This window comes from Bacteroides cellulosilyticus DSM 14838 (assembly GCF_000158035.1).
In the GTDB taxonomy this organism is placed as follows: domain Bacteria; phylum Bacteroidota; class Bacteroidia; order Bacteroidales; family Bacteroidaceae; genus Bacteroides; species Bacteroides cellulosilyticus.
Genome location: NZ_EQ973495.1, coordinates 99,988 through 111,776, shown reverse-complemented (window position 1 = coordinate 111,776; position 11,789 = coordinate 99,988). Strand labels below are relative to the sequence as shown.

Annotated in this window: 10 protein-coding genes; 4 read left to right on the top strand and 6 right to left on the bottom strand. The window is 44.1% G+C overall.

Features of this window, described 5'->3' with window-relative positions; translation table 11 throughout:
• Positions 1–47 precede the first annotated feature (47 nt).
• The 3 genes from BACCELL_RS22785 to BACCELL_RS22775 are packed head-to-tail and all read right to left on the bottom strand — an operon-like array spanning position 48 to position 2,312.
• Entirely contained in the window at positions 48–1,211 is a 1,164-nt protein-coding gene (locus BACCELL_RS22785) for a metallophosphoesterase (RefSeq protein ID WP_007214469.1), read from the bottom strand.
• Positions 1,199–1,825, bottom strand: coding sequence for a hypothetical protein (locus tag BACCELL_RS22780; protein WP_007214468.1), 627 nt, complete (start codon positions 1,823–1,825; stop codon positions 1,199–1,201). The genes BACCELL_RS22785 and BACCELL_RS22780 overlap by 13 nt, the downstream gene beginning before the upstream one ends.
• A 1-nt stretch (position 1,826) precedes the next feature.
• Positions 1,827–2,312: an RNA polymerase sigma factor gene (locus tag BACCELL_RS22775; protein ID WP_007214467.1), complete on the bottom strand. Its 486-nt coding sequence runs from the start codon at positions 2,310–2,312 to the stop codon at positions 1,827–1,829.
• A gap of 221 nt (positions 2,313–2,533) precedes the next feature.
• Between BACCELL_RS22775 and BACCELL_RS22770 the strand changes: the two genes are divergently transcribed.
• The 3 genes from BACCELL_RS22770 to BACCELL_RS22760 are packed head-to-tail and all read left to right on the top strand — an operon-like array spanning position 2,534 to position 5,123.
• Positions 2,534–3,358, top strand: a complete 825-nt coding sequence (locus BACCELL_RS22770) for a hypothetical protein (protein WP_007214466.1) — start codon at positions 2,534–2,536, stop codon at positions 3,356–3,358.
• Positions 3,359–3,364: 6 nt separating this feature from the next.
• On the top strand, positions 3,365–4,234 hold the full coding sequence (locus tag BACCELL_RS22765) for an outer membrane beta-barrel protein (RefSeq protein WP_007214465.1): 870 nt from the start codon (positions 3,365–3,367) through the stop codon (positions 4,232–4,234).
• Positions 4,235–4,277: 43 nt separating this feature from the next.
• Positions 4,278–5,123 (top strand): outer membrane beta-barrel protein, encoded by an 846-nt coding sequence (locus BACCELL_RS22760; RefSeq protein WP_007214464.1) that lies wholly within the window; start codon positions 4,278–4,280, stop codon positions 5,121–5,123.
• 136 nt (positions 5,124–5,259) lie between these two features.
• On the opposite strand, the gene BACCELL_RS22755 is transcribed toward BACCELL_RS22760, so the two are convergent.
• Genes BACCELL_RS22755 through BACCELL_RS22745 form a run of 3 tightly spaced genes read right to left on the bottom strand, consistent with a single transcriptional unit; the run spans position 5,260 to position 8,296 of the window.
• On the bottom strand, positions 5,260–6,165 hold the full coding sequence (locus BACCELL_RS22755) for a vitamin B12 dependent-methionine synthase activation domain-containing protein (RefSeq protein ID WP_007214463.1): 906 nt from the start codon (positions 6,163–6,165) through the stop codon (positions 5,260–5,262).
• Complete coding sequence (locus BACCELL_RS22750) at positions 6,162–7,517, bottom strand: dihydroorotase (RefSeq protein ID WP_007214462.1); 1,356 nt, start codon at positions 7,515–7,517, stop codon at positions 6,162–6,164. Before BACCELL_RS22750 ends, BACCELL_RS22755 begins: the two co-directional genes overlap by 4 nt.
• Positions 7,518–7,543: 26 nt before the next feature.
• A complete protein-coding gene (locus BACCELL_RS22745; RefSeq protein WP_007217660.1) occupies positions 7,544–8,296 on the bottom strand; it encodes a polyprenol monophosphomannose synthase in 753 nt (250 codons plus the stop codon).
• 98 nt (positions 8,297–8,394) lie between these two features.
• Between BACCELL_RS22745 and mfd the strand changes: the two genes are divergently transcribed.
• Complete coding sequence (gene mfd, locus BACCELL_RS22740; RefSeq protein ID WP_044154375.1) at positions 8,395–11,787, top strand: transcription-repair coupling factor; 3,393 nt, start codon at positions 8,395–8,397, stop codon at positions 11,785–11,787.
• The last annotated feature ends 2 nt before the right edge of the window (positions 11,788–11,789 follow it).

The following is an 11,789-nucleotide window of genomic DNA, read 5'->3' as shown; positions in this document are numbered from 1 at the left end:
GACTGAATCTATTTGTCCGATTAGTTTTGAGCCGGATAACGTTACGCCTAATCACGCAACGTTATCACTGTAATTTCCGGCCATGCCCCGAAGCGGAACGGTAGTCCTACATAACCGATTCCTATATTGACATATAATCCCCGATCTCCTTCAGTGTACATCCCTCCCCATTCGGGATAAATCAGCGAAGCAAGTGAATGACCGAACATGATAGCCTGCATCGCATGAGTATGTCCGGCAAGCATCAGCTCGATGTCTGTATCCGGCAGTACTTCCCGGCGCCAGTGCGTAGGATTATGGCTTAACAGAATGCGGAACATTCCATCTGTACCTTTAGTCGCTTTTTTCAGGTCGGCAAATTGTGAGAAAGGAGGTTCACCATCATTCTCTACACCGATAAGTGCGATGCTGTCCCCCTCATGATGTAATATATCATACTCATTGTTCAGTAGTTTCCATCCCATTGTCTTTTGCATCCGAACCAGATTGTCAATGTTATTAACCTGTTCTTTCAGGTTTTTCCAATGATAGTAACTTCCGTAGTCATGGTTACCCAGAATGGAATATACTCCATCTTTGGCATGCAATTGCGCCAGAATGTCCTGAAATCCTTCCAGTTCGCAACTTCTTTGGTTCACCAAGTCACCGGTAAAAACTATCAGATCGGGTTTCTGGGCGTTTACGAGTTCTACCAGTTCATTGATGGGTTTCTCATTGTCTATCCAGCTGCCGATATGTATATCCGATAGTTGCACGATACGGTAACCGTCAAATGCTTTCGGAAGATTGGAGTGGTGAAATTCGATATCCTTCACTTCAAATTTGCTGATACCCACCAGGGTGCCATAAAGTATATTAAAGAAACTGACTACACCCAATACTAACCCTACAGCCGTAAACGGTGAACGGGGCCAGCGCAGCAAATAGTGAAAAGGTAGCCCCACCAACGAGCATATCATAAAGATAGTCTTGGGAATGGCAAACAGGAAAATGCAGATAGCCAGTCTTCCGATGGCTTGTGCATGGTGTGCCATCGCATTTTCGCCTATGCCCTGCATCAACAGAAAGTAGCCTGCTATCAATAAAAGAGTGGGGATCCAGTGCGCAATGCGCAGCCAGATGTTTTTGGTTTTCCGAACAATGTACATAAAGTAGATGTACAAATCGGGGATCAATAAAAAAAGGATAAGGAGTAGGGTTATTCTGTGCATATATCTTCTAATTCTTCTATATTCTTCTTGATGTCGTTAAGGAATTTGTAAGCTACTTTTTTGTATAGCAGATAGATGATGGCAATGTCACACAACACAAAGAATGCAATCAAAGTGGCCTGAACGCCGAAAGAAGCTTTGTAATAGCCCATTACCCAATAATTGAGTACATTGAAAACAATCACCCATACGGAAATAGCGATAATTTCATATCTCGTCCATCGGCGGAAACTTGCCATACGTTTGCTTACTATGGCTACAGGCATTTCATCTATTTTCGTGTTTCTTATCCAGCGATAGTTTTTGTGATCCCACCAGATCCCCAGCAGAATACTGATGCCGACAAATATTACGAGTGTATTAATCTTGGGTTGCCATTCTTCGTTGATCTGAAAGATGGACGGCAGTAACCAAATAACCAGAAGGAGAGCCAGTCCCACGACTCCAATACCTATGGAGAAGCGTTGCCAACCCGTAAGGCGCCCTATGCTTTTGCGTGCGTTTGCCTTGTATTCGGCAATCATGCCCGCAATCTGCTTTTCATCGGCAATCGGTTCTTTCTTCAATTGCTCGTCCAGCGCGTTCCAAGATTTCTTTAGTTCATCCAATTCCATATTATTCCTCCTTGTTCATTTTTCTAAGTTTGTCTTTGATCCGGCTGATTTTGGTAGCGACGTTTGTTACCGTCAGGCCGGTGATTTCAGCAATTTCCTCGTAGCTTTTTTCTTCCAGATAAAGCAGAATAATAGACTTCTCCAACGGGCCCAGACGGTTAATCATCCGGTAGAGCTGCTTTAGCATGGCTTGTGTTTCGTCCGATTCTTCCATTCGGTCGGAGTCCTGGCTTAGAGTCACGATTTCGGGAATGTTCTTTTCTTTGCGAATAAAGCTAATACAAGTATTCAGTGCGATGCGGTAAATCCATGTGGATACTTTGCACTCTCTCCGGAATTTGGGGTAGGCTCTCCACAAATTGAGCACGACGTCCTGATACAGGTCGTTAAGAGTAGCATTCGGCGTCGTGTACAGATAGCACACTTTATATATGACGCGTTCATACTCCCGTATCACGGACAAGAACTCCTGTTCTACATTCTCCATCGTCTGTTTCTTGCTTCTTGAATTGCTTTTGCACTGTTAGTCGCAAAGGTAATTAGAAAATCACAAGGGTGTGATTAGATTTTAATCATTTAGTATTCCTTTTAGGCTATTTGGCTGTTGAAATTGCTTTTTTGGCTAAATATTATAAAAAAAGGGTTTGATTATTCTAAAGGAGTGCATTATCTTTGCAAGGATACTATTAACAACAATATAAGAGAACGATGATGAAATATTTTATGGGAGTGTGCTGTGCAATGCTGCTGGGCTTGTCGGCATGTGGTGATATTGATAGCCCGGAGTTTCCGCCTTCTGAGGTTAAGAGTGAAGTAAAAGAGGCGGTGGATTTTTCATATACCGAACTGGAAAATTTAGAATCTACTCATGGTATGCATCTTAATTACCATAATAGAGTGTATGTGTTGTCAGTTGATATAGTGCTGGATTCTCCTTATCAGTCATTCGGGCATATTGAATACTTTATATCTCCTGATAAAGACAATTTGACGGACAAGGCTTTGTTGTCATATAGCTTCGATTATGACAATGTATATAGTGTCTATCCCGAGTATTATTATGGTTGGCAAAGTACTACAGCTATTTGGTATTTTGATCATTCTGATTGGCAGGCCGGTACCTATTATTATCGTGCGGTTGCTTATAGTAACAGTTGGGGTAGTGGTCCCGGTATCCTTCATGACTGTTTGCAGCAAGATGGTAGGCAAGCTACTTTGGATGATCTTAAGTCCTTTACGATTCCTACGAAATACCTTCCTTATGCAGATTTAGGATATGCTAATGAGAATGAAGTATCAGTTTACTTTGGGGTGGATGGATTTGAAGGAAGAATTAAAGAGGTTGGAGTTTGCTATTCCGATGTAAATCAACTCCCTACCATTGATGATAAAAAGTATGTTTCTGAGTCGGCTGACGGTATGCATTTTATTGGTCCTCTTCTACAGAAGGCTTATTATATGCGTCCTTTTGTAGTAACGAAAGATAATGATACAATCTATGGATATGTTCAACGGATTCAATACTCAAGATAAGCAAAGATGAAAAAACTGATTATAACCATGCTCATGACGATTGCCGGACTGACAACCCTCATGGCACAGCAGACGCACGATATAAAAGGTGTGGTAACAGACAAGAGAAATGAACCGATAGTAGGTGCTTTGGTCACCGCAGAAGGTACCGACATCAGTTCTATAACCGATATCGACGGTAAATTCCTGTTGCGGGACGTACCTGTTGATGCTAAGAAAGTGATCGTAGAGTCAATTGGTATGGAGACTACCGATGCAAAGATTGATCGGCCGATAATGATGGCTGCTCGCCCGAAGCGTCTCTCGCTGGTAGTGGAAGCCGGAATGGACTGGAGCCGTTATACGGCAGAGGGCTCTGATAGCAAAAACGGTTATCACTTTGGTGTAGGTATGGAAGTGCGTATGTCTAAGCGTTGGGCATTTCGTCCGATGGTGCAACTGGCCAATCGGGGCGCGGAATATAATTTCACGGAAGGATCATACTCTTATAAAGAGACCTGGAATCCGTTGATGCTGGATGTACCGTTTAATTTTCTGGTACGTTATGACCTGGCTCGTAATATGAGTTTGGTACTTTCTTTCGGCCCGGTATTTTCATGGGGACTTAGCGGTAAAGTGAAAGTTTCAGAAACGGGTAAGGAAGATGCTGAATATGACATTTATAGTAAAGATTATGAGAGTAGCTGGGGAAATTATAAGCATGCATTGCTGCATCCGCTCGGGTTCGGTATGACTTATGGCATAGGTGTGGAATATAAGAAGCTTATGATAAACGTTTCCGGTAAGAATATGGGAATTATTGCGGAGGATGAAGGACCGGGAGATGTGAAGGAACATAACTTTGTGTTGGGTGCCAGTGTTTCATACCGTTTCTGATCCTATTTATCAAATGTTGAATTTATAAAGAATACTATATATAATGAAACGAATAATTATATTAGCAATTATAGGCCTCTGCATATCAGGAGCATCTATGGCGCAGGGACAAAAACTGAAAGGCAGACTTATTGATAAGGATCATTATCCGGTGAAGAATGCCAAAGTAACCGTAAAAGGCACAAATTTGAGTACTACTTCTGATAAGGATGGTAATTTTTTCATTGAAGATGTACCGTTGTACCTTGATTCTATTCAGGTGGAGAAAGGCCGGAAAGACATCACCGTTAACACACCTATGAAGATTTCGATGGGGCGGTTGGTTATAGATAAACGTTTTTCCTGGTTTGTGAAGGCAGGTGTAGGTGTTAGTCGCTTTTTGGGTGCTGACGAGACGAAAGATAAAGTGTCTTTTCATGTCGGGGGAGGTGTAGACATTAAAATGGCCAAGCATTGGTCTTTCCAGCCGGCAGCTTACATTGCGCACCGTGAAATGGAGGGCAATACTTGGTATTATAGTGATGAAACTACCAACTATAAATTGACGTATCTGGAAATTCCTTTGCTGTTTGCTTATAAGTTCCGTTTAAGTTCCTCGATGAACTGGGTAATTGCTGCCGGCCCTTATGTAGACTGCGGTATTAATGGGGATATTCGTGATGTGAGAAAACTTTATAATTCCAGCCCGGATGGCTATGGCTCTCAGTATACATACGAAACAGAAGAATCTGAAGCTTTTGGTAAACGCTTCACCGGTGGAGCAGCTTATAGTATGGGGGTAGAAGGACGCCATTTCACATTCGGTCTAACCGGACGTACAGGTTGGACTTCGTGGCGTAGGAGTGAAGGATTTACGAATCTGGAGTTTGAAATAGGATATAAATTCTAAATAGAACACTTGCGGTTGCATCAGCTTACACTTGCGGCTGCGTTGTCTTACACTTGTATAAGTGTGAGCTGACGCAGCCGCAAGCATATAATAACGCAACTATAAGCTGATGTTATTCTTTTTAATAGGGAGAAAGTTAGAGATTGGCCGCCAAAAACTTTCTTACTTCATTAATTGGCATTCTTCTGCGTCGTGCATAATCTTCCAATTGATCATTTCCAATCTTGCCTACTGCAAAATATCGTGCGGCAGGATGTGCCAGCATTAATCCGCAAACAGTGGCGTGTGGACGCATAGCACCGTTTTCTGTAAGCGTAATGCCTATTTGCTCCATATGAAGCAATTCATTCAACAGAAAGTTGACAGACTGATCGGGCAGAGAAGGGTAACCGACGGCAGGACGTATGCCTTGGAATTTTTCCTTTAACAACTCGGGGATGGAAAGATTCTCATCCTTTGCGTACCCCCAGGCAACTTTACGCACGTATTCATGCATCTTTTCGGTAGCGGCTTCAGCAAGTCGGTCGGCAAGTGTCTGTACCAACATACGTTTGTAGGGATCCTCCTCATAGAGAAGTTCAACTTCTCCGTCACAGGAAGCTGCAAAAATACCTACCGTATCAGGTGTACCGGAAGCAAGAGGGCGGACAAAATCGCTGAGGCAGAGAAAAGGACTGCCATCCGGATGGGGGATCTGTTGGCGGAGTAAAGGAAAGCGTGTGCCGTCCAGCAGTAAATTATCCCCATCGGCATTAGCCTTGCAAAGACGGAAAATGGTGTGTACATGGTAAGTCTCATCCAGCTGGTTAAGCATTCGGTTAGCTTCTTTAAGTAGCTGCATTGCCTCAGCGGCTTTGGCACGATCCTCTTCAGAAAAAGTCGTAAGCCAGGAAGCACGGCAGGCATCGCAGCCATGGATATCCGCAATAGTGGCGAAGCGGGGCTGAAATCCCCACGCATGAAAGAAGTATATCCAGTTGATGTATGGAGTAACGTCATGAATAGCGTACGTCAACACCTTATCCGCAGGGCTGTTCATCATTTATCTTTGTAATCGAATCTCAATTCTTCGCCACGGTAAGTATCATCTACTTGTCCGTCACTGTATATCAGGTGTCCGTTAGCAAATGTTCTTTCTACTTTCCAGCGGAAAGAATTACCTTCCAGCGGGCTCCATCCGCACTTGCTGAGAATATTCTCAGAATTGACTTCCCAACGGTCTCCGTGGCTGACAAGTACAAGGTCGGCCTTATAGCCTTCGCGGACATAACCGCGATCACAGATACCATATATCTGGGCAGGGGCATGGCACATTTTCTCTACAATGGTTTCAATAGAGAAAATTCCTTTTTCTGCCAGTTCGAGCATGCTGACCAGAGAGAATTGAATCATCGGCATACCTGACATGGCTTTTAGTGCGCCACCTTCCTTTTCACTAAGCAGGTGGGGCGCATGATCGGTAGCAATCACATCAATCACGCCGGTATTGACGGCATTCCGTAAAGCATCACGATCAGCTTGTTTCTTTATGGAAGGATTGCACTTGATACGTGTTCCCAGTTCTTTATAATCCTGTTGGCGGTATAACAGATGTGCAACACAGGCTTCGGCTGTAATGTGCTTTTCTTCCAGCGGTATATCACTGAACAATTGCAGTTCTTTGGCTGTAGAGACGTGAAGCACATGCAGACGTGCACCCGCTAAGCTTGCCATGCGTACCGCAAGTTCTGTTGAGGCGTAGCAGGCGGCTGAAGAACGTATGTTGGGGTGCTTGCTGATAGGAACTTCTGGTGCATCACTGAACATCTTCTTATAGTATTCGGTGTTTTTTTTGATGATTTCCTGGCTTTCGCAATGAGTAGCAATCAACATATCTGTTCCATTGAATATATTGAGCAGACTGTTTGTTTTGTCTACCAGCATATTTCCGGTACTGGAACCCATGAAAAGTTTGATGCCACATACACGATGTTTGTCCAGCTGGTTGAATTCCGTATAGTTATTATTAGTGGCTCCGAAGTAGCAAGAGTGGTTAACAATACACTTCTCATTCAGCAAATCAAACTTTTGTTCGAGCGCACTAAGGGTGGTAGTCAGAGGGTTGGTGTTCGGCATATCCATGATGGAAGTGACACCACCTGCGGCTGCTGCACGACTTTCGGTGAGAATATCCGCTTTGTGGGTTAATCCCGGATCGCGGAAGTGTACATGGTCGTCGATAACACCCGGCAACAGGCAACAGCCGGTAGCGTCTATGGTTTCATCACAAGGGACAGAGAGCTTTTTCCCATAGGTAAGTACTTCGGCAATCCGGTCGCCTTCAATCACTACGGAACCTTGTACAGAGCGTCCCTCGTTCACTATTGTTGCGTTATGTATCAGTGTTCTTTTCATCTTCACTAATCATTTATCATTAATCACTAATTGTTTTTTACTGCTTGCGGGTATTTATGGAACCAACTATGCATTTTCAGTTTGATAACACCAAAAACGGCCTCTCCAAAGATACTGCTGTTCATTTTTGAGGTACCCAGTTCCCGGTTGATAAAGATAACCGGTACTTCCACAATCTTGAAACCGCATTTGTAAGCAGTGAATTTCATTTCAATTTGGAAGGCATAACCTTTGAAGCGGATACCATCCAGATCGATTGTCTGCAATACCTCACGACGGTAGCACTTAAAGCCGGCGGTCGTATCATGTATCGGCAGTCCGGTGATGAGGCGTACATACTTGGAAGCAAAATAGGACATCAATACCCGTCCCATAGGCCAATTCACTACATTGACGCCACTGACGTAGCGTGAACCGATGGAGACATCGGCACCTTCTTCGGCGCAGGCTTTGTACAGGCGTGGCAGGTCAGCAGGGTTGTGGCTGAAATCGGCATCCATTTCGAAGATGTATTCATAATTATGTTCCAGCGACCATTTGAAACCTGCGATATAGGCAGTACCCAGTCCCAGTTTGCCTTTGCGCTCTATCATGAACAAACGTTCGGGAAACTCTTGCTGAAGGGTCTTGACTATGTTGGCAGTGCCATCAGGCGAGCCATCTTCTATAATCAGGATATGGAATACTTTTTCCAGGGCGAAAACGGCACGGATGATGTTCTCGATGTTTTCCCGTTCGTTGTATGTAGGAATGATAACGATGCTGTCCGATGTCTGCATATTCATAAAAGGAGGTTCTAAATTGGGAACAAAGTTAAGTGTTTTCTATCACATACGAATAAAACTAAGGATTATTTAGTAATTTTGCGCCCGTTATGATGACTATTACCGAGCTACAACAACGATATGCCGCCCATCCCAATGTGGAAGCTATGAGTGGTTTACTGAAGAATCCGTCTGTCCGCACTCTTTTCTGTGGTGGACTATGTGCTTCTGCTGCTTCACTGTTTTCGTCCGTGCTGGTGCAGCGTGGAGAATTTCCTTTTGTTTTTATTCTGGGCGATCTGGAAGAGGCGGGATATTTCTACCATGATCTTACGCAGGTGCTGGGGACAGATAAAGTCTTGTTTTTCCCCTCTTCATTTCGTAGGGCAATAAAATACGGACAGAAAGATGCTGCGAATGAAATACTTCGTACAGAAGTGTTGAGTCGCTTGCAGAAAGGTGAAGAAGGGCTTTGCGTGGTGACATATCCTGATGCATTGGCCGAAAAGGTCGTTTCCCGGAAAGAATTGGGGGATAAAACTCTGAAACTGCATTCGGGGGAGAATGTGGATACGAACTTCATCATGGAAGTATTGCGTAGCTATGGCTTCGAGTATGTAGATTATGTGTATGAACCGGGACAATATGCCGTACGTGGTAGCATTATCGATGTGTTTTCTTTTTCTTCCGAGTTTCCGTACCGTATTGACTTCTTCGGGGATGAAGTGGAAAGTATCCGCACGTTTGAGGTGGAGACACAGCTTTCCAAAGAAAAGAAAGATAGCATTGTAATTGTCCCCGATTTAAGCCGCAGTCTGGAGCAGGGTGGTGCGAATGGCATGGTTTCGTTTCTGGATTTTCTGTCGGCGGATGCCGTACTGGCAATGCGTGATTTACTTTGGTTGCGTGAGCGCATTCAAACAGTGCATGATGAAACACTTACTCCACAGGCAATTGCTGCCCGCGAAGCAGAAGAAAGTGGCTGTATAACCTTAGATGGCAAGCTGATTGACGGAAGCGAGTTTACACTCCGTGCATTGGATTTCCGTCGTATGGAATTTGGTAATAAACCGACAGGTACACCGGATGCTACGATTACTTTTGATACGTCTGCACAGCCTATCTTCCGCAAGAACTTTGATATGGTGGCTGAGAGTTTCAAAGAATATATGGAGAAGGGATATGCGTTGTACATCTGTAGCGACAGCATGAAACAAACTGACCGTATTCGTGCCATCTTTGAAGACAGGGGGGATCAGATTGCATTTACGGCCGTGGAACGTACGTTGCATGAAGGGTTTGCCGATAATGCCTTGCGGCTTTGTATCTTTACGGATCATCAATTGTTCGACCGTTTTCATAAATATAATCTGAAGAGTGACAAAGCGCGTAGCGGTAAGGTGGCTCTAAGCTTGAAAGAGTTGAACCAGTTTACTCCGGGAGATTATGTCGTACATACCGATCATGGAGTAGGGCGTTTTTCAGGACTGGTGCGTATTCCTAACGGAGATACGACACAAGAAGTGATGAAACTGGTCTATCAGAATGAAGACGTGGTGTTTGTTTCCATTCATTCATTGCATAAAGTATCTAAGTATAAAGGTAAGGATGGTGAAGCTCCTCGCCTGAATAAGTTAGGTACCGGTGCCTGGGAAAAACTGAAAGAGCGCACCAAAACTAAGATTAAGGATATTGCACGCGATCTTATCAGGTTATATTCTCAGCGTCGGGAGGAAAAAGGATTCCAGTTTAGTGTGGACAGTTTCCTGCAGCGGGAGTTGGAAGCATCGTTTATCTATGAAGATACGCCTGATCAGAGTAAGGCTACGGCGGATGTAAAAGCAGATATGGAAAGTAATCGCCCGATGGACCGTTTGGTTTGTGGAGACGTTGGTTTCGGTAAAACGGAAGTGGCAGTCCGTGCAGCTTTTAAGGCGGTAGCGGATAATAAGCAGGTGGCTGTTCTGGTACCTACGACAGTGCTGGCTTACCAGCATTTTCAGACGTTCAAGGATCGTTTGAAAGATTTGCCTTGCAAGGTGGAATATTTAAGCCGTGCTCGCACGGCAGCGCAGGCAAAAGCAGTTATAAAAGGTTTGGCTGCCGGAGATGTGAATATACTGATCGGTACACATCGTATTTTAGGTAAAGATATACAATTCAAGGACTTGGGATTACTGATTATTGATGAAGAGCAGAAATTCGGGGTATCTGTAAAAGAGAAACTGCGCCAACTGAAAGTGAATGTAGATACCTTGACTATGACGGCTACACCTATTCCCCGCACATTGCAATTCTCATTGATAGGGGCACGTGACCTGAGTGTGATACAGACACCTCCGCCCAACCGTTATCCTATTCAGACTGAAGTGCATACTTTTAACGAGGAAGTGATTGCTGATGCCATCAACTTTGAAATGAGTCGTAACGGACAGGTGTTCCTTGTAAATAACCGTATTTCCAATTTGCCCGAATTGAAAGCAATGATTGAGCGGCACATTCCGGATTGCAGAATAGCTATCGGACATGGGCAGATGGAACCGACAGAACTGGAAAAGATAATCTTTGGCTTTGTCAATTATGACTATGATGTATTGATAGCTACTACCATTATAGAAAGTGGTATTGATATTCCAAATGCTAATACTATTATTATCAATCAGGCACAGAACTTTGGTTTAAGTGATCTTCACCAGATGCGCGGCCGCGTGGGAAGAAGCAATAAGAAAGCTTTCTGTTATTTGCTGGCACCTCCTCTTTCTTCTTTGACTCCTGAGGCGAGACGTCGTTTGCAGGCTATTGAGAACTTCAGCGATTTGGGTAGTGGAATTCATATTGCCATGCAGGACCTCGATATTCGTGGTGCAGGCAATATGTTGGGGGCAGAACAAAGTGGTTTCATTGCCGATCTTGGTTATGAAACTTATCAGAAGATATTAACGGAAGCTGTTCACGAGTTGAAGACTGATGAGTTTGCCGATCTCTATGCTGAGGAGTTGAAAGCCGAAGGTGGTGTCATTAGTGGCGAACAATTTGTTGATGAATGTCAGGTAGAAAGTGATCTGGAACTGTTGCTTCCCGCTACATACGTCACGGGTAGTAGTGAACGTATGTTACTTTACCGCGAGTTGGATAGTCTGACATTGGATAAAGATGTAGAGGCTTTCCGTAACCGGCTTATTGACCGTTTTGGTCCTGTTCCGTCAGAAACGGAAGAGTTACTGCGTATTGTGCCGTTGCGTCGTCTTGCTGCCCGCCTTGGTGCGGAAAAGGTTTTTCTTAAAGGTGGGCGTATGTCGCTATTCTTTATTTCCAACCCGGAAAGTCCCTATTATCAGAGTCAGGCATTCGGTAAAGTTATTGCATACATGATGAAGTATACTCGTCGCTGCGATTTGCGCGAACAGAATACTCGTCGTAGTATGCTGGTGAAGGATGTGAAGAATGTGGAAACGGCAGTTGGTGTTTTGCAGGAGATTGTGGCGATGCAGGTGGAAGAGGGATAGTT